Below are 19,358 nucleotides of genomic sequence, written 5' to 3' on the forward strand. Positions count from 1 at the left end.
TAAATACCCTAAAATCATTACGCCATGCGCCGATTGTTCGTCATACTCGCTACCCTTTCCGTCCTGCCCCTCGCGGCGCAGAACGAAGACGACGTGCGCCAACTCCAGAAGTTCGCGCAGGTTTTCCGTTACCTTTCGGGCCTTTATGTCGATGACGTGGACATGAAACCCGTCGTCGAAGGAGCCATCACGGGCATGCTCGAAGAGCTCGACCCCCACTCGGCCTATATCGGAGCCGAGGAGATGAAAGGCGTGCAGGAGAGTTTCGACGGCGAATTCAGCGGCATCGGTGTGGAGTTCAACGTGCTGCGCGACACGGTGATCGTGGTCAACACCATCGCCGGAGGCCCTGCCGAAAGGGTCGGCGTGCGTGCCAACGACCGTATCGTGCGCATCGATACGCTGAGTTCCGTGGGTATGGGACGTGCCGACGTGCCCAAATACCTGCGCGGAAAGACCGGCACGAAGGTCGAGATCGACGTTGTGCGCCACGGCACGCCCGGGCAGCTTCATTTCGTGATCGTCCGTGACAAAATTCCCCTGAACACCGTCGATGCTTCCTACAAGGTAGCCGACGACATCGGCTACATCAAGGTCAACCGTTTCGGCCGTACCACGATGGAGGAATTTACCGAGGCTTTCCGCAAACTGGGTAAACCCGGAGGCCTGATCCTCGACCTGAGGGGCAACGGCGGCGGCCTGCTGGAGCAGGCGATCGAGATGGCGGGATTTTTCCTGCCGCGCGGGGCCGTGATCGTCTCTACGGAGGGGCGCGCCGTCCCGGCTTCGTCGTTCCGCGCCCAGAACAACGGCGAGGACCTCAAGGGTCGCCTCGTGGTGCTGATCGACGAGTCGTCGGCTTCGGCCTCGGAGATCGTCGCGGGGGCTGTGCAGGACTGGGACCGCGGCGTGGTCGTAGGCCGTCCGAGTTTCGGCAAGGGACTCGTGCAGCGCCAGATCGGGCTGCCCGACGGGTCGGCCGTGCGTATTACCGTAGCCCGCTACCACACCCCTTCGGGCCGCGTTATTCAGCGGCCTTATGAAAAGGGCAAACGCCGCGAATATTACCTCGACCACCTGCGCCGCTACGACGACGCTGCGCGCGATTCGCTCGACGCGGAGGCTCCGGCTTACCGCACGCTTCGCACCGGACGTACGGTTTACGGCGGCGGCGGGATTCGTCCCGACGTTCTTGTCGAAGCCGACACGGCGGGCTATTCGAATTATTACGCCGAACTGATCCGCCGCGGCGTCGTGGCCGATTTCGTGGGCGACTGGCTCGACGGATCGCGTGACAGCCTTTCGCGCCGTTATACGACCTTCGGCGCGTTCGATGCGGGATATACCCCTTCGGACGAAGTGCTCGACGCCCTTACGGCGCTCGGCGAAACCCGGGGCGTGAAGTTCGATGCGGAAGGGTTCGCCGTTTCCGAACCCCTGATGCGGATGCAGCTCAAGGCCCTCGCAGCCCAGCGCCTATTCGGTACTGGCGCTTATTTCCAGGTCATTAACCCGGCCATGAGTCCTGCGTATGCCCGGGCCGTGGCGATTCTCGAAGATTGGGACAAGTCGGGACAACCCGTCCTGGAGCCGTAAAAATAGCGTCTCTGTTTTTGGAAATTTCCATTTCTTTTCGTATATTCGTTGATACGAGATGCGAATTGATATACTGAAACTAACCCAAAAACGACTCCTATGCTTCCCCCTACCCAGCCCCGTCGCGAAAGCGAGGATTACGGAGACCAGATTCTTTCCAAGGCCGTAAAAGCGGGCCGACGAACCTATTTCTTCGATGTTCGCTCCACGCGCGGCGACGACTACTTTCTGACCATCACCGAGAGCCGCAAAATCACAGCCCCCGACGGCACGTCGAGTTACGACCGCCACAAAATATTCCTTTACAAGGAAGATTTCTCGAAATTCGCCGAAGGGCTGAACGAAGTCGTCGAGTTCATTCGCCGCTCGAAGGAGTGTCCCGAGCCGGTGAAATAGCCCCTGGTTCCGGCTGTTTCACAAACAGCCTCCGGGGCGATCCTGTCATTGTGCCATCCTGTTCGGTTATTGTCGGGGATCGTGCTGTCCTGTCTTTTGGGAGACGGGCAAATCTGTTGAGCCGCAAGCCCTTGCCTGATAAATTCATCTGCGATTGTTTCGTAACGGCCGTATAGCCTGAAAAATTGATGAAAACTTAATTTTCAGGTTGCGGGCTTTCGCCTTTTATCGCTACCTTTGACTTCGCCGAAGATACTCCCGCCCGGCAAAGTGCAAGCAAGCTTGCTTTTGCCCTCGCTTATTCGTATCTTTGCGTGCAAAACCAAATACGCAAACAGACTATGAATTTCTCCCGGTACATCGTACTCGCACTGAAAGGATGCGCCATGGGTATGGCCGATGTCGTTCCCGGCGTTTCGGGCGGTACGATCGCCTTTATCTCGGGTATCTACGAAGAATTGCTCGATTCGATTCGCAGCGTCAATGCCACGGCGCTCAAACTGTTGCTGAAACTCCGCCTCGGCGAGTTCTGGCGCCATGTCAACGGCAGTTTCCTGCTGCCCGTGCTGCTGGGGATCGCCATTGCTATCTTCTCGCTGGCGCGGCTGATGACCTATCTGCTGACTTACCACCCTATTGCCATCTGGTCGTTTTTTTTCGGTCTGATCATCGCTTCATCGGTGCTTGTCGCCCGGCAGATCGGACACTGGAACTGGCGGACTGTCCTGGCCTTTGCCGTCGGGGCCGTCGCCGCGTGGTGGATTACCGTCGCTACGCCCGCCGAAACGCCCAACGACTGGTGGTTCGTGATGCTGTCCGGGGCCATTGCAATTTGCGCCATGATCCTGCCCGGCATCTCCGGGGCTTTCATCCTGCTGCTGCTGGGTAAATACCAGTACATCATGCAGGCCGTCGGAGACTTCAATATCCCCGTTATCGCGGTCTTCGTCATCGGAGCCGTGGCGGGTATCATCTCTTTCTCGCACCTGCTGTCCTGGCTGCTCAAGCACCTGCACGACATCACGGTGGCCGTGCTGATGGGTTTCATGGTCGGTTCGCTCAACAAGGTCTGGCCCTGGAAGGAGACCGTGGAGACCTACCTCGACAGTCATGGCGTCGCACAGCCGCTCGTTCAGCACAACGTTGCCCCCGGGGCGTTCGAACAACTTACGGGACAGCCGTCGCTGCTCGTGCAGGCTATTTTGCTCTGCGCCGTCGGATTCCTGGCTATCTACGGCATCGAGTTGCTGGCCCGTATCATCGTTAAAAAAGAGGAGAAATAAACCATGCGTCGTTTCGGACTGATCGGTCGCCCGTTGGGCCATTCGGCTTCGGCGGCCTACTTCACGGAGAAGTTTAACAGGGAGGGTATAAGCGATTGTGAATATTCGCTTTACGAGTTGCCTTCGATCGAGGAGCTGCCCGGCCTGCTGGCCCGGGTCCCGGAACTCTGCGGGCTGAACGTCACGATTCCCTATAAACGCGACGTGATCGCCTTTCTGGACTCGGTTTCACACGAAGCACAGGCTATCGGGGCGGTCAACTGCATCCGCCGCAGCGCGGACGGACGCCTCGCGGGGCATAATACGGACGTTATCGGTCTCCGGGCCGCATTGAACGAGTTATTGGGAACCGCCGTGCCGGAACAGGCTTTGGTGCTCGGCACGGGAGGCGCTTCGCAGGCTGTTCAGTATGCCCTTGCCGAACGCGACATTCCCTTTGCGCTGGTTTCGCGCGAGGCGTCGAAAGGCAACTATACCTACGACAACCTGCCTTGTGAAGTCGTGGAGACCAGTCGGCTGATTATCAACGCATCGCCCGTGGGGACCTATCCCAATGTCGATGCCGCGCCGCGTATCCCCTACGCCTATGTCACGCCGGAACACTATTTGCTCGATCTGGTCTACAATCCGTCGCTGACGCAGTTTCTCGACTATGGCCGCCAGCGCGGGGCGCATATCCTGAACGGACGAACGATGTTCGTGGAGCAGGCCGAAGCCTCGTGGCGTATCTGGAATGCTTAAAGCGACGCCTTAACTAAAACCTATAATCGCATGAAAAACATCTTATTGACTCTCTGCGCAATCGTCGCCTGCTGGGCCGGGGCCTTCGCGCAGGATTTGACGCCGCCCCGTTTCGACGGAGCCGTAATTCAGGTTTTCATGACGCGCATGGCCGCTATGGCTGAAAAGATCGCCGTCGAGCAGCAGATTCCGGCCGACTCGCTCTCGCCGGTCGTAAGGATCGCCCTGCACATTGACAAAACGGGAAATGTGGCCGAATGGACGTATATGGACAATACACGCGAAGGTCGCGACCGTGCGGAGTTCGCTCCTGCAACGGCCGCCACACGCCGGGTGCTGAAAGAAGCCTATGCCCGCCTGGGCGGAAAATGGAACCCTGCAACCACGGCGGACGGGCGTCCGGCCTCTTACACTTCGCGGATGACGATCCGCATTCCCGTCGAGAAGGTCGAGCGGGCACTGAATCCCGATCCGCTGTTGTTTATGGGCGGGAATCCGGAGAAGAGTTTCCATGAATGGGCCAAAGTGCGTATCCGTTACGACGAACGCTTTACGGAAAAGGGCGTAGACGGAGTTGCGCACGTACGCTTCTATGTCGAGCCGGACGGACGGATCACGATCGACAAGGTCGTGCAGACTCCCAACGACAAGCTGGCGAAGGAGATGATTCGCGTCATCCGCAACAGCAAGGGGAAATGGACGCCCCGCAAGGTGCGCGGCGTTCCTCAGCGTACGGCCTTCGACTACCGGGTCAATTACGGTGGCAACTGATAACGAGAAACTCCGCCCGACGGCGGAGTTTTTTTATTGGAGTTTTGCGATGTAGCCGATAACGTCGAAGGTGGTCAGCCCGTATGCATAAGGAGCGTAAAGCGGATGGCGGGGATTGCCTTTTGCCGTAGGTTCCCCGATTTTCAGCCAACGGCCGCGATGGGTACTTAAAACGGAGTGAATATCCCGGAAACACTGCTTTAAATAGGGCTTTACGGCAATGTCGTTGCCGAACGCCACCAGGATGTCGGCGGCCGGATAGCGTTTCGCGAGACGGGTTATCCCCTCCAGATTGCGCTGGTGCATCGCTTCGTCGAGCGCCGGGGACATGCTCCATTTGTCCGTGGCGCGTTCGGACGAGAGGTTCAGCATGGTGAATCCGTCATACCCGGCATTGGCGGCGAACCGCGTAACCTTGCGCAGCGTAGGGTCCGGACGCAACTCGTTCGCCGTGCTGGGGTTGAGCCCTATGACGAAAAGCATCCTCTCCCCGGCTTGCTCCAGGATAAAGCGATAAGCGCCTTGCTCCCGCCCGGTTTCTTCCCAGTATGTCGGTTTGTAGCGGATGGCGGGGCGCTGTTTCATCGGTGCCGCAGCATCGCTTTGGCTTTTTCGAACTCCTCTTCGCGGACGACTACCTGGGCAGGCATGGTCCCGATCGGATAGATGGCCGACATGTATTCGTTGCGGATAGTCGACCAGATGCCGGCGCTGTCGAGCATCGACTTGGCTATTTCGGCCTCTGTAATGGTGTTGTACTCCGCCAGTACAACCAACGAGTCGTCTTTCATATTTTTTCGGTTTTGGTTCGGTATTTAAAGTTAAGCATTTTGTTGATAAAATGCAAGAGCCCTGCCACGAATCTTCAATAAATACGTTATCTTTGTCTGACGATAACTTCAGGCACAGATAGACTGCACTTCGGCAAAACAAGTTGCCCGGCACTTGATTTTGCCCTCGCTTTGTATTATCTTTGCATACGCAAAATTTTGACGCAATGCCCCAGTTCGTACATCTTCACGTACATACCCAATATTCGATTCTGGACGGTCAGGCCAGCATCCCCCGACTCGTGGACAAAGCCATGGCCGACGGCCAGCCCGGCATCGCCGTGACAGACCACGGCGACATGTTCGGTATCAAGGAGTTTTTCAATTACGTCCAGAAGGTCAAAGGCAAGAATAAAGACAAGGCCGCCGAATGCGAAGCCCGCATCGCCGCCCTGCGCGACGGCACGGAGGCCTGTGCCGACCCCGCTGCGGAGATCGCCAAATGTGAGAAACAGTTGGCGGAGTGCAAGCGCCGGCTGGCCTTCAAACCGATCATCGGCTGCGAGGTCTACGTGGCGCGCCGCCGGCTGCACGACAAGGAAGGCAAGCCCGACCAGAGCGGCTACCACCTGATCCTGCTGGCCAAGAACCTCAAGGGTTACCACAACCTCATCAAGATCGTTTCGAAAGCGTGGACCGACGGTTTCTACATGCGTCCGCGAACCGACCGTGCGGAGATCGAGAAATACCACGAGGGCCTGATCTGCTGTTCGGCCTGTCTGGCCGGTGAGGTTCCGCGCGCCATTACGGCGAACGACCTCGAAAAGGCCGACGAGTCGATCCAATGGCACAAGAAGGTCTTCGGCGACGACTATTACCTGGAGTTGCAGCTCCACAAGGCTACCGTCGAGCGGGCCAACCACGAAGCCTACCCCATGCAGTTGCATGTCAACAAATACCTGCGTGAACTGGCCGCGAAGCACAACGTGCGGATGGTCTGCACCAACGACGTGCATTTCGTGGACGAGGACAACGCCGAGGCGCACGACCGTCTGATCTGCCTTTCGACGGGCAAGGACCTCGACGACCCCAAGCGCATGCTCTACTCCAAGCAGGAGTGGCTGAAAACCACGGCCGAGATGGCCGCGATCTTCGGCGAGACCGACCCCGAAGCGATGGCCACGACCGTGGACATCTGCAACCAGGTCGAGTGCTACTCGATCGACCATGCGCCGATCATGCCCGAATTCGAAATTCCCGTCGAGTTCGGAACCGAAGCCGAATACCGCGCCCGCCTCACGGAGAAAGACCTTTTCGACGAATTCACGCGCGACGAAAACGGCAACGTGGTGATGTCGGAGGAGGACGGGCTCAAGAAAATCCAGAAACTGGGCGGATACGACAAACTCTACCGCATCAAGTTCGAAGCCGACTACCTGGCCAAGCTGACGATGGACGGCGCGCATAAGCGCTATGGCGATCAGTTGACCGAAGAGCAGGAGGAACGACTGAAATTCGAGCTGCACATCATGAAGACGATGGGTTTCCCGGGCTACTTCCTGATCGTGCAGGACTTCATACGCGCCGCACGCGAAGAGTTGGACGTGTCGGTGGGACCGGGCCGCGGTTCGGCCGCAGGTTCGGCTGTGGCCTACTGCCTCGGCATCACGCAGATCGACCCGATCGCCTACGACCTGCTGTTCGAGCGTTTCCTGAATCCCGACCGTATCTCGCTCCCCGATATCGACGTTGATTTCGACGACGACGGACGCGGACGCGTCCTGAACTGGGTGACGCAGAAATACGGCAAGGAAAAGGTCGCGCATATCATCACCTACGGTACGATGGCCACCAAACTGGCCATCAAGGACGTGGCGCGCGTGCAGAAGCTGATGCTCTCGGAGTCGGACCGCCTCTGCAAACTGGTTCCGGACAAGATTCCGGACAAGAAGCTCAACCTGCAGACCGCCATCGACTATGTTCCCGAGCTGAAAGCCGCCGAGCAGTCGGACAACCCGATCCTGCGCGACACGATCCGTTATGCCAAGATGTTGGAAGGCAACGTCCGCAATACGGGCGTGCATGCCTGCGGTACGATCATCTGCCGCGACGACATCACCGACTGGGTCCCCGTCTCGACGGCCGACGACAAGGAGACCGGCGAGAAGATGCTCGTCACGCAGTATGAAGGTTCGGTGATCGAGGACACGGGCCTTATCAAGATGGACTTCCTCGGTCTGAAGACCCTTTCGATCATCAAGGATGCCGTGGAGAACGTCCGCCAGACCAAGGGTATTGCGGTCGACATCGACGATTTCACGATCATCAACGACCCTGTGACCTATAAACTCTACGGCGAGGGCCGCACCGTCGGAACGTTCCAGTTCGAGTCCGCGGGTATGCAGAAATACCTCCGCGAATTACAGCCCTCGACCTTCGAGGACCTGATCGCCATGAATGCCCTCTACCGGCCCGGCCCGATGGACTATATCCCCGACTTCATCGCCCGTAAGCACGGCCGCAGTCCCATCGTGTACGACATCCCCGTCATGGAGAAGTACCTGAAGGACACCTACGGCATCACGGTCTACCAGGAGCAGGTCATGCTCTTGTCGCGTCTTTTGGCCAACTTCACCCGCGGCGAGTCGGACACGCTGCGTAAGGCGATGGGTAAGAAACTCAAGGACAAGCTGGACCACCTGAAGCCCAAGTTCATCGAGGGCGGCAAGAAGAACGGCCACGACGCGAAGGTGCTCGAAAAGATCTGGGGCGACTGGGAGAAATTCGCCTCCTATGCGTTCAACAAGTCGCACGCCACGTGCTACTCGTGGGTAGCTTACCAGACGGCGTACCTCAAGGCCAACTACCCTTCGGAGTATATGGCCGCCGTGCTGAGCCGAAACCTCACGAACATCGAGCAGTTGACGCTTTACATGAACGAGTGTAAGCGCATGGGCATCAGTGTTATGGGGCCTGACATCAACGAATCGATGCGGCAGTTCTCGTCCAACGCAGCCGGTGACGTGCGTTTCGGTCTCGCGGCCGTGAAGGGCGTCGGCGCAGCAGCCGTGGAGAGCATCATCGCCGAACGTAAGGCCAACGGTCCGTTCAAGGATATCTACGACTTCATCGAGCGGGTTAACTATTCGCTCGTCAACCGCAAATGCCTCGAAAACCTCGCTTATGCCGGGGCGTTCGACTCGATCACGGATTTCGCCCGCTGCAAGTTCTTCGGCATCGACCTGCGCGATTCGAGCGGCATCACCTTTATCGAGCAGTTGATGCGTTACGGACAGCGCTTCCAGACCGAGCAGAACAACGCCCAGCAAAGTCTGTTCGGCGGCGGCGAGCACGTCGACATCCAGCGCCCGGTACTTCCGTCCTGTGCCGACTGGAGCCAGTTGGAGAAACTTACGAAGGAGCGCGAAATGGTGGGACTCTACCTTTCGGCACACCCGCTGGACGACTATAAGGTCATCATCGACCATATGTGCAAGACCCAGCTTTCGGAACTGGAGAACCTCGACGCTATCAAAGGGCAGGAGATCGCTGTGGCCGGCATGGTCGTAAGCGTCTCGAACCTGATGACCAAAACCGGCAAACCGTGGGGCAAGTTCAAACTCGAAGATTATAACGGCGGCCACGAGTTCGCCCTCTTCGGCAAGGATTACGAGAACTTCCGCAAATACCTGTTTCCGGACTATTTTCTCTTTATCCGGGGCCGTGTGCAGCCTAAGCCCTACAACGACCAGGAACTCGAGTTCAAGATCATTTCGATGGTCCAGCTCCAGGAGATGCGCGACACGATGATCAAGGAGATGTACGTGCACCTGCCGATCGAGGATGTGACCGAAAAGCTGATCCGCGAACTTACGCAGAAGGTCAAGGAGTCGAAGGGCGACACGCTGCTGCGGCTGAGCGTCTACGACCGCGAAGCGCAGGTTTCGCTGGGCCTCTTTTCGAAGAGTCACAAGGTGAGTCTCTCGCCGTCTTTGGTCGGATTCCTGGATGACAACCACATTCACTATTCAATCGCATAATCGGACATAAAATCATAATTTAAAACTGTGAAACAATGGCATTAGCAATCAACAAAGACAATTTCGAGGCGCTGGTCGCAGGCGATCAGCCGGTAGTTATCGACTTCTGGGCCGAATGGTGCGGTCCCTGCCGTACGATGTCGCCCATCGTGGATGAACTGGCTGCGGAGTTCGAAGGCAAAGTCGTCATCGGCAAGTGCGATGTGGAGGAAAACGACGACATCACGATAAAGTACGGCGTGAGGAACATCCCGACGATCATCTTCCTCAAGGGCGGCGAACTCGTCGACAAACAGGTCGGCGCCTGCTCGAAGGACGCCCTGAAAGCCAAAATCGAGAAACTGCTCTAAGCGATGCTGCGTACCATCGACTTCCACGGACTGAAAGGCGTGGAGTTTTCCAAGGGCGATTATACGGCGATCCTGATTCCGGAGATGGGGGCCAACCTCGTGCGGCTGGCCAACACCAGGCTGGGCGCGGAGATTCTGCGTACGCCCGGAGCCGACGAGGTCGGGACTTTCAAGGCCCGTCCCCAGGTCTTCGGACTGCCCATCCTGTTCCCGCCCAACCGCATCGCTGACGGCCGTTATACGTTCGAAGGTCGCACGTACCAGTACCCGATCACCATCGAGAAGGAACACAACTACCACCACGGCGTCCTCAAGAGCGAGGCGTTCATGGTGTCGAAAGCCCGTGAGACGGACGAAGAGGTGATGATCGAGTGCCGTTATTATGCCAATGCGGGCAACGATGCGATTTTCCGCGATTTTCCGCACGAGTTCAAGTGCAAAATCACCTATTGGCTCTCGGCCGAAGGGCTGGAGCAGGAGGTGATGTTTTCGAACCGCAGCAAGATGCGCATGCCCGTGGGCGTAGGCTTCCATACCCCGCTGTCGATTCCGTTTGCAGGAGGCTCGGACGCTGATTACGTGATGCGCGCCGCAGTTGGAGAACAGGTTGAACTCAGCGAACGTAACCTGCCGACAGGAAGGAAGTTGCCGTTGTCGGAGAAATTTGCCAAACTGCGCAGCGGAGGCCTTCGGGTCACCGGCTGCGAACCGATCGAAGCCGGGTTTACGCTGAGCGAAATCGACGTGGACGGCAAGCATTTCCGCGGCGCATTGGTCGAGAATATCCGTACGGGTGTGAGGACCTTTTACGAGGTGGATTCCCAGACGACCTACTGGACGATCTGGAACAACGGCGGGCAGGTCCCCTACTGTTGTCCCGAACCGCAGTCGTGGACTACGAACGCCCCCAACCTCGCCGCACCCGCGGCCGAAGGATTCCGGTCCATCGCCCCGGGCGAATCGTGGCGCATGACTTTCCGGCTCTACGCTAAATAATAAAAGAGGAGGTCCGAAGACCTCCTCTTTTATTTAGAACGACTCGTTGAACACCGTTTCCGACAGCGGTTTGCGCAGCATGTCGTGACGGTCGGGATCGGACGGAATGCCCTCCCCGTAGCCGACGAGCAGGATATTGACGGGTTCCACATGTTCGGGCAGCGAGAACTCCTCGCGCACGGCTTCGGGCTTGAACATACAGATCCACAGCGTGTCGAGGTCCAGCGATGCCGCGGCGAGCATCATGTGGTCGGTGACGATCGAAGCGTCGATGTCGCCGATCTTCTTGTCGTCGTACTTGCGGGTCCACACCTCGTCAGTATCGGCGCAGACGATGATAGCCGTCGGAGCTCCGAAATTACGCGTACAGCGCGCAAGGCGCTCCATCCCTTCTTTCGATTGCACGACTACCAGCCGCTGGGGCTGGCGGTTGGCTCCCGTGGGAGCTACACGGCCGGCTTCGAGGATAAGGGCCAGTTTCTCCGGCTCGACCTGTTTGTCGAGGTATTTGCGGCAGGCGTACCGCTTCTTCGCCAATGCTAGAAAATCCATGCTTTTTCAGTTTACAAAGGCAAAGGTAATAAAAATCGGGCCACGGCAATCCCTCCCTGCGGCAGAATTTGTCAGTCCGCACTGACATTCTGTCAGAAAAAAGGCGCTGGCACACCGTTTGTTGAATCAGAAGCAGGAAATCATAAAAACAACAACGATAAAAACTATGAAAAACGGAAAAATCGGAGTTACAACGGAGAACATTTTCCCCGTGATCAAAAAATTCCTTTACTCAGACCATGAAATTTTCCTGCGTGAGTTGATCTCGAATGCCGTGGACGCCACCCAGAAACTGAAGACCCTCTCGTCGATCGGCGAGGCCAAGGGCGAACTGGGCGACCTGACGATCCATGTAGCCGCGGACAAGGATAAAAAGACGCTCACGGTGACGGACCGCGGCGTGGGCATGACGGCCGAAGAGGTGGACAAATACATCAACCAGATCGCTTTCTCGGGAGCCGAGGAGTTTATGGAGAAATATAAGAACCAGGCCATCATCGGGCACTTCGGACTGGGCTTCTACTCTTCGTTCATGGTCGCCGACAAGGTCGAAATCTTCACGAAATCCTTTAAGGAGGGAGCCAAAACGGTACATTGGAGCTGCACCGGTTCGCCCGAGTTCGAAATGGAGGAGACCGACGAGGCCCGTGACCGCGGTACGACGATCGTCCTGCACCTTGCGGAAGACACGCTGGAGTATGCCGAGGATTCGAAGATCGAAGGCCTGCTGAAGAAATACTGCCGCTTCCTGCCCGTGCCCATCGCCTTCGGCAAGGTCAAGGAGTGGAAGGACGGTAAATATGTCGATACCGACAAAGACAACATCATTAACAACATCGATCCGCTGTGGACCCGCAAGCCCGCGGAGATCACTGAGGAGCAATACAAGGAGTTCTACCACGAACTGTACCCGATGAGCGACGAACCGCTGTTCTCGATCCACCTGAACATCGACTATCCGTTCCACCTGACGGGTATCCTCTATTTCCCGAAGATTCACAACAATTTCGAGATTCAGAAGAACAAGATACAGCTCTACTCGAATCAGGTGTATGTGACCGACCAGGTCGAGGGCATCGTACCGGAGTACCTGACGCTGCTGCACGGCGTGATCGACTCGCCGGACATTCCGCTGAACGTTTCGCGCAGCTACCTGCAGAGCGACGCCAATGTGAAGAAGATTTCGAGCTACATCACCCGCAAGGTCGCAGACCGCCTGCAGGAGTTGTTCACGACGATGCGTTCGGACTATGAATCGAAGTGGGACGACCTGAAAATCTTCATCCAGTACGGCATCCTCACCGACGAGAAGTTCGCCGAGAAAGCCGCGGAGATCATGCTCTGGAAGAACATCGAAGGCAAGTACTTTACTCCCAAAGAGTATGTCGAGAAGGTCAAGGAGAACCAGACCGACAAAAACAAGACGGTGATTTTCCTTTACGTCGACGACCCCGTGGAGAAACACACGTTCCTCGAAGCGGCCAAAGGCAAGGGGTACGACGTGCTCGTCATGGACGGCCAGTTGGACAACCACTACGTCAACTGGTACGAGTCGAAGAACAAGGAGAGCCGTTTCGTGCGCGTGGACAGCGACGTGATCGACAAACTGATCCAGAAGGAGGAGAACGTCAAGATGTCGCTCAGCGAAGGTCAGCAGGAGGTGCTGACGCCCGTGTTCGAGAGCCAGATGCCCAAGGACGACAAGATACACTACAACATTTCGTTCGAGGCCATGTCGCCCGACGAGGCGCCGGTGGTCATCACGCAGAACGAGTTCATGCGTCGCATGAAGGAGATGGCCCAGACGGGCGGTGGCGGTATGAGCCAGTTCTACGGCCAGATGCCCGACAACTTCACCATTGCGGTGAACGGCAACCACCCTATCGTCATCGACATCCTGGCCGACGTGGAGAAATCCTACGGCGACAAGCTCAAGACGATCACCAAGAAGATCGACGCGGCGGTGGCCGAGGAGAAGCGATTCGACGAGGTCGTGAAGGACAAGAAGGAAGAAGATCTCTCGGCGGAGGAGAAATCGACCCGCGAGGAGTTGTCGAAGAAGATCGTTTCCCTGCGCGACGAGCGCAACGAACGCCTGCGCGAGATCGGCAATGAAAACCGCCTTGTCAAGCAGATCATCGACCTGGCGCTGCTGACCAACGGCATGCTCAAGGGCAAGAACCTGACGGATTTCATCCAGCGTTCGATTTCGCTGATCGAAAAATAGGTTCCGAAAAACTTTTGTGGGAGAGGCTGCACTTTCGGGTGCGGCCTTTTTTTTGTTTTCGCCGTACTTATTCCGTAACTTTTTCCGCGATTATTGCGTCCAAACGGTATAATCTGAGAAACAAATCGTTATATTTGTTTTATCACTACAAATCCAACCCTTATGAAAAACCTCCTGATCCTGATTACCGCGGCGGCCGGAACGTTCCTGTCGTCCTGTACCCCGGCCGACCGCGTCGTGGAAAACCCGCTGATCGAAACGGCCAACACGCGAACGCTCGACATCGTGAAAGTCGAACTGAGCGACACGGCGACCGTGCTGCATGTGAACGCCTACTTCCGGCCCAAAAACTGGATCGTCATTTCGTCGGACAGCTACCTGCAGGTTCCCGCCATGAAATTCCGCCTGACCGGAGCCGAAGGAATCACACCCGATTCGCTGTTCTGGATGCCCGATTCGGGCGAAACGTCGTTCGTACTCAAGTTCCCGCCCCTGCCCCGCGGCACGAAATCGTTCGACTTTATCGAATCGGACTGCGACGACTGTTTCAAACTCTACGGCATAGACCTGACGGGTAAAAAGGAGTATCCCGAATATCCCGAAGGCTTGCCGAAGGCACTGCGCAAAGCCCCGAAGGACGGTCCTGTGCCCGATCCGATTTTTACGGTCGGCGAGACGACCGTAAACGTTCATTTCTTAGGGTTCCGCGAAGGGATGTTCAAGGAGGCGACGCTTTATGTCAATTCGCTGCTCGACAGACAGAAACAGTACGATGCGCCGGTAGACCCCGAAAGCGGCGTTGCGACCTTCCGGTTCGAACAATACGGTACGTCGCTGATCTTTGGCGAACCCGTCAGTCCCAGCTCGATGTTCGTGAGTTTCTGGACGGCCCCCGGGGAGACGGCGGATATCTACATCGACCTTGCGGAGAAAGGAAAATCCATCGTCCAGCGCCGCGACAAGGAGCACAAAGCCCCGCATAACCACACTCTGTATGCAACGGGAACCTATGCCGATCTGAACATGCTCTGCGACCGGAACGAATGCGGAAGGATCGCGCTCAACAAATACACGGGTGAATTCGCCGACTACCGGATGACGGCGGACGAATATACGCAGATGATCGTGTCGAAATACAAGGCGCTCTCCGACAGCGTCGCCCGCAGCGGCATGTCGGAGATGGTCAAGGAAATGTCGTTACTTTCATTGCAGCAGGAAACACTTCTAGCTATCGCATCCGGCACGTTCCTGATGGAGCATAACTACCGGGCGGTGAACAACAAATGGGAACGCAGCGACAAAATCGATTACAAATTCGCAGAGATCGGTCCGGAGCATATCGCCGCAGTCTGCAACCTTTTCGACGCTACCGATCCCAAACTGGTGATGGGTTCCAATATCGGCGATTACCGTCTTGCGGCGGTGAATCCGAATGTAGACTGGACGAAAACCGCGAACATCACCGAAGGCCCGTTGGCCGACCTGCATAAAACTGGCCTCATGCCCTCCAAAGCCGAGAATAACGAACTCACGGAAGAGGATCTCGCCGAACTCCGGTCGCTGAAAAATCCCTTCTATGCCGAGGCCTGCGAAGCCATCCAGGCCAAGGTGCGCAAAGACCTGGCTGCGCTGGAAGGTACGGTAAAGATCGAGCAGGCGCCCGACGTAAGCCTCGATAAACTCTTCGACGCCATCGTCGCGCCCTACAAGGGCAAGGTCGTGATGGTCGATTTCTGGAACACCTGGTGCGGACCGTGCCAGGCCGCGATCAAGGCCAACGAGCCGCTCAAAACCGGAGAGTTGAAGAGCAACGATTTGGTCTGGATTTACATCGCCAACGAGACTTCGCCGCTGGTGACCTACAAGACCCAGATCGGTAAAATCGCCGGCAAGCACTACCGGCTGAACGACAAACAGTGGGAATACCTGTGCAAGCAGTTCAAAGTCGACGGCATCCCCTCCTACGTGGTGGTCGACAGGGACGGAACCTACAAACTGCGCAACGACCTGCGGGACCACGGCAAACTGAAAAAGACGCTCAAAGCAATGATCGAATAACGAAAACGACCGCCTCCTTCCGGGGCGGTCGTTCCGTTGAAGGCGGGAACGGGCAGGGCGAAAACCCAAAGTGTCCGGTCCTTATGCGTTTCGCCGCTCGATCTCGCTGATATTTTCGATCTTTTTCTTCCGGAGGAAGCCGTAAACGCCGTCGAGGTGCTCGATGACGCGGCCGTGTGAAAATTCGTAGATCTTGTGCGTCAGTCCGTCGAGAAAGTCACGGTCGTGGGAAACGATGATCAGCGTGCCGTCGAACGCCATCAGCGCTTCCTTGAGAATTTCCTTGGTCTTCAGGTCGAGGTGGTTGGTCGGCTCGTCGAGAATCAGCAGGTTGACGGGCTCCAGCAGCAGTTTGATCATCGCCAGACGGGTCCGCTCGCCGCCGGAGAGCACCTTGACGAGTTTTTCGCTGGCATCCTTGCCGAACATGAAAGCGCCGAGGATATCGCGAATACGGGTCCGGATGTCGCCCACGGCGATGTCGTCGATGGTTTTGAAGACGGTGATCGACTCGTCGAGCCCCGACGCTTCGTTCTGCGCGAAATAGCCGATCTTGACGTTGTGGCCCATCTGGATCGCACCTTCGAAGTCGATCTGGCCCATGATTGCCTTAACCATCGTGGACTTACCTTCGCCGTTGCGGCCCACGAAGGCGACTTTGTCGCCCCGCTCGATGGTGATCGACACGTCGCTGAATACACGGTGGTTGCCGTATGCTTTGCCCAGCTCGGTCGTGATAACGGGATAGGAACCCGACCGCGGAGCAGGCGGGAAACGCAGGTTCAATGCCGACGTATCCTCCTCGTCCACCTCGATAAGTTCCAGTTTTTCGAGCATCCGCACACGCGACTGCACCTGGTTGGTCTTCGAATAGGTTCCCTTGAACCGCTCGATAAACTCCCGGGTTTCGGCGATCATCTTCTGCTGGTTGTCGTAGGCCGCCTGCTGCTGCTCGCGCCGTTCGCGCCGTAGTTCGAGGTAATGCGAATAGTTGACCTTGTAGTCGTAGATGCGTCCGCGCGTGATCTCGATGGTACGTGTTGTGATGTGATCCACGAAGGCCTTGTCGTGTGAAATGACCATCACGGCCTTGGCGTTGTTCATCAGAAAATCCTCCAGCCATTCGATGGATTCGATGTCAAGGTGGTTCGTAGGCTCGTCCAGCAACAGCAGGTCGGGTTTCTGAAGCAGCAGTTTGGCCAGCTCGATGCGCATGCGCCATCCGCCCGAAAATTCGGAAGTCTGCCGCGTGAAGTCCGAGCGTTCGAAACCCAGACCCAAAAGGATGCGTTCCACATCCTCCTGATAGTTGGTGAGGTCCACGGCATAGAATTTCTCGGAAATGGCCGTCACCTCCTCGATCAGGCGCATGTACGATTCGCTTTCATAGTCGGTGCGGGTCGTGAGCTGCTCGTTGAGTGCCGCGATCTGCCGCTCGATCTCGAACAGGTGTTCGAAAGCCCGCGAGGTCTCTTCGACGAGCGTGCGGCCGTCTTCTACCGTCAGGTGCTGGGGCAGATACCCCACTTTGCCGCCCTCGCTTACCGTTACACGGCCGCGCGTTGGGGTTCGCACTCCGGCGATGATCTTCAGCAGGGTCGATTTGCCGGCTCCGTTCTTACCCATCAGGGCGATCCGGTCCTTGTCGCCGATGACGAACGAAATATCTTTGAAAAGCGTCGTGCCGCTGAACTCTACGGTCAGCGAGTCTATTGAAATCATAAGTTATCGCAAATTGAACCGCAAAGATAGCAATTTATTCGGACTTTGCCGGGGTCGAAAGCCCTGTTCTGAACGGCCTGAAAAAACCGCCTCGGACAGCGAAGCGGTGTAAAGAGGGTCGGAAATTGGATTCTTATTCGGTCCAGCGGTTTTGGATCAGTTCCAGGAACCACTCCGGACAGCGGCACGGACGCCGCGAATCGCTGTGTATAAAACCCAACTGCGTCATGCCCGTGTTCAGCAGGTCGCCCTTCTCGTTGTAGATTTCGTAGAAGAAATTGATGCGTGTGCTGGGAATCTCCCTGAGGATGATGCGCACCGTCAGCAGTTCGTCGAAATAGGCAGGTTTGCGGTATTTCGACTGCACTTCGAGGATCGGCATCATGATCCCCCGGCGTTCGACTTCGGCAAACGACATGCCTAACTCGCGCAGGAACTCGCTGCGGGCGGCTTCGTAGTAGCAGATGTAATTCGAATGGTGGCAAATGGCCATCTGGTCGGTGTGTTTGTACCACACGCGTATCTGACAATCGTGGCTTAACATGGCTTCTCTATTTTTTCGTTTTTAATTTTCCGGGGTACGGATTCGGGCCGGCAGCATCGGAGCGGTCCATCGCCTCTGAAACCGGCTTCCCGGGCCGGGGGCCTAACAGCAATTCGGCCTCTGCGGTTTTTCCCTCTTCCAACAGGCGCCGGATCTTTGTCGAACTGACGTTCATACCGCCGACGCTGCACGGTTCGACTTTCACGACCTTCAGCCGTCCCGGCGCTGCGAGCGCCTCGCAGTCGATCCGGTCATGGCCGAAGCGGTGGTTGAAACCTGCAACGAGGGTTTCGGCTCCGACCCGGCCGATCAGGTAGTCGTTCACGAACTCCTCGCCGGAGAGGGCACTGAACGTTCGGTCGAACGGTATGACGATTACATTGTCGACTCCCAGTTCCGCCAGCAGGGACAGTTTCTCGTCGAGCGTCGTCAGCAGGCGCAGCCCTTCGGCCCGGCCCAGCGTGATGCGCGGATGCGGCTCGAAGGTCAGTACGATACTCTCGCCGCCGTTGGCGCGGGCTTCGGCGACCAGCCGCCCGATCAAAGCCCGGTGGCCCAGGTGTACGCCGTCGTACGACCCGACGGTCACCGCCGGACGGACGAATTGCGGAAGCGTATCGAAACCGTGAAAAACCCTCATCTCTCCCTCTCCCGGCACGCGTTTACGAGTTGCTGCCGTCGCTTTCCTTGACGAAGTAGGCGACTTTTTCGAGCAGCGTGGTGATGTCGTAGTTCTCGACGATGATTCCCTGGGGGAAATTCAGCGGCGTGGAGGTGAAGTTCAACACGCCCCGTATGCCGGCGTTGATGATCGGCAGCACGAGGCTCGGGGCCACTTTCGTCGGCGACGAAACGATGACGATCGAAATATCCTTGTCCTCGACCACCTCTTCGAAGGTGTCCATGTGGTAGCACGGAATGCCGTCGATGGTCTTGCCGACCTTCCCGGGGTCGACATCGAACGCCGCCGTGATCCGCAGCTTGAGGCCTTTGCCGTTGAAGTATTTGGTGATGGCCTGGCCCAGGTGGCCCATGCCCAGCACAGCGATGTTCATCGCTGAGGGGCTGTCGAGGATGCGGCTGATGTACTCGATCAGCACCTGCACGTCGTAGCCCTTCTTCGTATCGCTCGAAAAACCGATCAGCATCAGATCGCGACGGACCTGCACGGCGGTGATGCCGTGGATACCCGCCAGCACATGCGAAAAAATGTGCGTGATACCCTGCCGGTGGCTGGCAAGCAGCGTACGGCGGTATTCGCTCAGCCGTTCGATGGTTTTCTCCGGAATCGTATTCGTCAAGGATGCCATGG

Annotated in this window: 17 protein-coding genes; 10 read left to right on the plus strand and 7 right to left on the minus strand. The window is 57.1% G+C overall.

Annotation, left to right across the window (positions count from 1 at the left end; genetic code table 11):
• The first annotated feature begins 24 nt into the window (after positions 1-24).
• The 5 genes from I2E69_RS07560 to I2E69_RS07580 all read left to right on the plus strand — a co-directional run bounded on the left by I2E69_RS07560 (position 25) and on the right by I2E69_RS07580 (position 4,787).
• The gene (locus I2E69_RS07560; RefSeq protein ID WP_195460462.1) at positions 25-1,596 is read left to right on the plus strand and encodes a S41 family peptidase; all 1,572 of its coding nucleotides are present in this window, start codon (positions 25-27) and stop codon (positions 1,594-1,596) included.
• Positions 1,597-1,695: 99 nt separating this feature from the next.
• Positions 1,696-1,992 (plus strand): DUF3276 family protein, encoded by a 297-nt coding sequence (locus I2E69_RS07565; RefSeq protein ID WP_195460463.1) that lies wholly within the window; start codon positions 1,696-1,698, stop codon positions 1,990-1,992.
• 341 nt (positions 1,993-2,333) lie between these two features.
• Positions 2,334-3,275 carry a DUF368 domain-containing protein gene (locus I2E69_RS07570; protein WP_195460464.1) on the plus strand — a complete coding sequence of 314 codons (942 nt, stop codon included), beginning with the start codon at positions 2,334-2,336 and terminating at the stop codon, positions 3,273-3,275.
• A gap of 3 nt (positions 3,276-3,278) precedes the next feature.
• A complete protein-coding gene (locus tag I2E69_RS07575) occupies positions 3,279-4,016 on the plus strand; it encodes a shikimate dehydrogenase family protein (RefSeq protein ID WP_195460466.1) in 738 nt (245 codons plus the stop codon).
• A gap of 30 nt (positions 4,017-4,046) precedes the next feature.
• On the plus strand, positions 4,047-4,787 hold the full coding sequence (locus I2E69_RS07580; RefSeq protein WP_195460468.1) for an energy transducer TonB: 741 nt from the start codon (positions 4,047-4,049) through the stop codon (positions 4,785-4,787).
• Positions 4,788-4,820: 33 nt separating this feature from the next.
• Here I2E69_RS07580 and I2E69_RS07585 read toward each other — a convergent pair whose 3' ends face one another.
• Positions 4,821-5,372, minus strand: a complete 552-nt coding sequence (locus I2E69_RS07585; protein ID WP_195460470.1) for a DUF1643 domain-containing protein — start codon at positions 5,370-5,372, stop codon at positions 4,821-4,823.
• The gene (locus tag I2E69_RS07590; RefSeq protein ID WP_195460471.1) at positions 5,369-5,578 is read right to left on the minus strand and encodes a putative signal transducing protein; all 210 of its coding nucleotides are present in this window, start codon (positions 5,576-5,578) and stop codon (positions 5,369-5,371) included. Before I2E69_RS07590 ends, I2E69_RS07585 begins: the two co-directional genes overlap by 4 nt.
• Before the next feature lie 206 nt (positions 5,579-5,784).
• On the opposite strand from I2E69_RS07590, the gene dnaE reads away from it, so the two are divergent.
• The 3 genes from dnaE to I2E69_RS07605 are packed head-to-tail and all read left to right on the plus strand — an operon-like array spanning position 5,785 to position 10,943.
• Positions 5,785-9,597, plus strand: coding sequence for a DNA polymerase III subunit alpha (gene dnaE / locus I2E69_RS07595; RefSeq protein ID WP_195460473.1), 3,813 nt, complete (start codon positions 5,785-5,787; stop codon positions 9,595-9,597).
• A 35-nt stretch (positions 9,598-9,632) separates the two neighbouring features.
• Positions 9,633-9,947: a thioredoxin gene (gene trxA / locus I2E69_RS07600; RefSeq protein WP_195460475.1), complete on the plus strand. Its 315-nt coding sequence runs from the start codon at positions 9,633-9,635 to the stop codon at positions 9,945-9,947.
• 3 nt (positions 9,948-9,950) lie between these two features.
• Positions 9,951-10,943 carry an aldose 1-epimerase gene (locus I2E69_RS07605; RefSeq protein ID WP_195460477.1) on the plus strand — a complete coding sequence of 331 codons (993 nt, stop codon included), beginning with the start codon at positions 9,951-9,953 and terminating at the stop codon, positions 10,941-10,943.
• Positions 10,944-10,976: 33 nt separating this feature from the next.
• Here I2E69_RS07605 and I2E69_RS07610 read toward each other — a convergent pair whose 3' ends face one another.
• On the minus strand, positions 10,977-11,495 hold the full coding sequence (locus tag I2E69_RS07610) for a nitroreductase family protein (protein WP_195460478.1): 519 nt from the start codon (positions 11,493-11,495) through the stop codon (positions 10,977-10,979).
• Positions 11,496-11,661: 166 nt separating this feature from the next.
• Here I2E69_RS07610 and htpG point away from each other — a divergent pair, with 166 nt between their 5' ends.
• Together htpG and I2E69_RS07620 are read left to right on the plus strand one after the other, a co-directional pair.
• The gene (gene htpG / locus I2E69_RS07615) at positions 11,662-13,722 is read left to right on the plus strand and encodes a molecular chaperone HtpG (protein ID WP_195460481.1); all 2,061 of its coding nucleotides are present in this window, start codon (positions 11,662-11,664) and stop codon (positions 13,720-13,722) included.
• A gap of 162 nt (positions 13,723-13,884) precedes the next feature.
• Positions 13,885-15,780, plus strand: a complete 1,896-nt coding sequence (locus I2E69_RS07620; protein ID WP_195460483.1) for a TlpA family protein disulfide reductase — start codon at positions 13,885-13,887, stop codon at positions 15,778-15,780.
• 81 nt (positions 15,781-15,861) lie between these two features.
• Here I2E69_RS07620 and I2E69_RS07625 read toward each other — a convergent pair whose 3' ends face one another.
• From I2E69_RS07625 to I2E69_RS07640, 4 genes are all read right to left on the minus strand, one after another.
• A complete protein-coding gene (locus I2E69_RS07625) occupies positions 15,862-17,502 on the minus strand; it encodes an ABC-F family ATP-binding cassette domain-containing protein (protein ID WP_195460485.1) in 1,641 nt (546 codons plus the stop codon).
• Positions 17,503-17,635: 133 nt separating this feature from the next.
• Positions 17,636-18,046 (minus strand): acyl-CoA thioesterase, encoded by a 411-nt coding sequence (locus I2E69_RS07630; RefSeq protein ID WP_195460487.1) that lies wholly within the window; start codon positions 18,044-18,046, stop codon positions 17,636-17,638.
• 7 nt (positions 18,047-18,053) lie between these two features.
• Positions 18,054-18,686: an FAD synthase gene (locus tag I2E69_RS07635; protein ID WP_195460488.1), complete on the minus strand. Its 633-nt coding sequence runs from the start codon at positions 18,684-18,686 to the stop codon at positions 18,054-18,056.
• A 22-nt stretch (positions 18,687-18,708) separates the two neighbouring features.
• On the minus strand, positions 18,709-19,356 hold the full coding sequence (locus I2E69_RS07640; protein ID WP_195460489.1) for a redox-sensing transcriptional repressor Rex: 648 nt from the start codon (positions 19,354-19,356) through the stop codon (positions 18,709-18,711).
• Between the last annotated feature and the right edge of the window lie 2 nt (positions 19,357-19,358).

This window comes from Alistipes sp. D31t1_170403_E11 (assembly GCF_015553985.1).
Classification (GTDB): Bacteria; Bacteroidota; Bacteroidia; order Bacteroidales; family Rikenellaceae; genus Alistipes; species Alistipes montrealensis.

Excerpts from the sequence above, each read along its gene's own strand:
- trxA (WP_195460475.1), top strand. The coding sequence starts at position 9,633 with ATGGCATTAGCAATCAACAAAGACAATTTCGAGGCGCTGGTCGCAGGC.
- I2E69_RS07640 (WP_195460489.1), bottom strand. The coding sequence starts at position 19,356 with ATGGCATCCTTGACGAATACGATTCCGGAGAAAACCATCGAACGGCTG.
- I2E69_RS07570 (WP_195460464.1), top strand. The coding sequence starts at position 2,334 with ATGAATTTCTCCCGGTACATCGTACTCGCACTGAAAGGATGCGCCATG.
- dnaE (WP_195460473.1), top strand. The coding sequence starts at position 5,785 with ATGCCCCAGTTCGTACATCTTCACGTACATACCCAATATTCGATTCTG.
- I2E69_RS07630 (WP_195460487.1), bottom strand. The coding sequence starts at position 18,046 with ATGTTAAGCCACGATTGTCAGATACGCGTGTGGTACAAACACACCGAC.
- htpG (WP_195460481.1), top strand. The coding sequence starts at position 11,662 with ATGAAAAACGGAAAAATCGGAGTTACAACGGAGAACATTTTCCCCGTG.
- I2E69_RS07635 (WP_195460488.1), bottom strand. The coding sequence starts at position 18,686 with ATGAGGGTTTTTCACGGTTTCGATACGCTTCCGCAATTCGTCCGTCCG.
- I2E69_RS07605 (WP_195460477.1), top strand. The coding sequence starts at position 9,951 with ATGCTGCGTACCATCGACTTCCACGGACTGAAAGGCGTGGAGTTTTCC.
- I2E69_RS07620 (WP_195460483.1), top strand. The coding sequence starts at position 13,885 with ATGAAAAACCTCCTGATCCTGATTACCGCGGCGGCCGGAACGTTCCTG.
- I2E69_RS07585 (WP_195460470.1), bottom strand. The coding sequence starts at position 5,372 with ATGAAACAGCGCCCCGCCATCCGCTACAAACCGACATACTGGGAAGAA.
- I2E69_RS07590 (WP_195460471.1), bottom strand. The coding sequence starts at position 5,578 with ATGAAAGACGACTCGTTGGTTGTACTGGCGGAGTACAACACCATTACA.
- I2E69_RS07560 (WP_195460462.1), top strand. The coding sequence starts at position 25 with ATGCGCCGATTGTTCGTCATACTCGCTACCCTTTCCGTCCTGCCCCTC.
- I2E69_RS07625 (WP_195460485.1), bottom strand. The coding sequence starts at position 17,502 with ATGATTTCAATAGACTCGCTGACCGTAGAGTTCAGCGGCACGACGCTT.
- I2E69_RS07575 (WP_195460466.1), top strand. The coding sequence starts at position 3,279 with ATGCGTCGTTTCGGACTGATCGGTCGCCCGTTGGGCCATTCGGCTTCG.
- I2E69_RS07580 (WP_195460468.1), top strand. The coding sequence starts at position 4,047 with ATGAAAAACATCTTATTGACTCTCTGCGCAATCGTCGCCTGCTGGGCC.
- I2E69_RS07565 (WP_195460463.1), top strand. The coding sequence starts at position 1,696 with ATGCTTCCCCCTACCCAGCCCCGTCGCGAAAGCGAGGATTACGGAGAC.
- I2E69_RS07610 (WP_195460478.1), bottom strand. The coding sequence starts at position 11,495 with ATGGATTTTCTAGCATTGGCGAAGAAGCGGTACGCCTGCCGCAAATAC.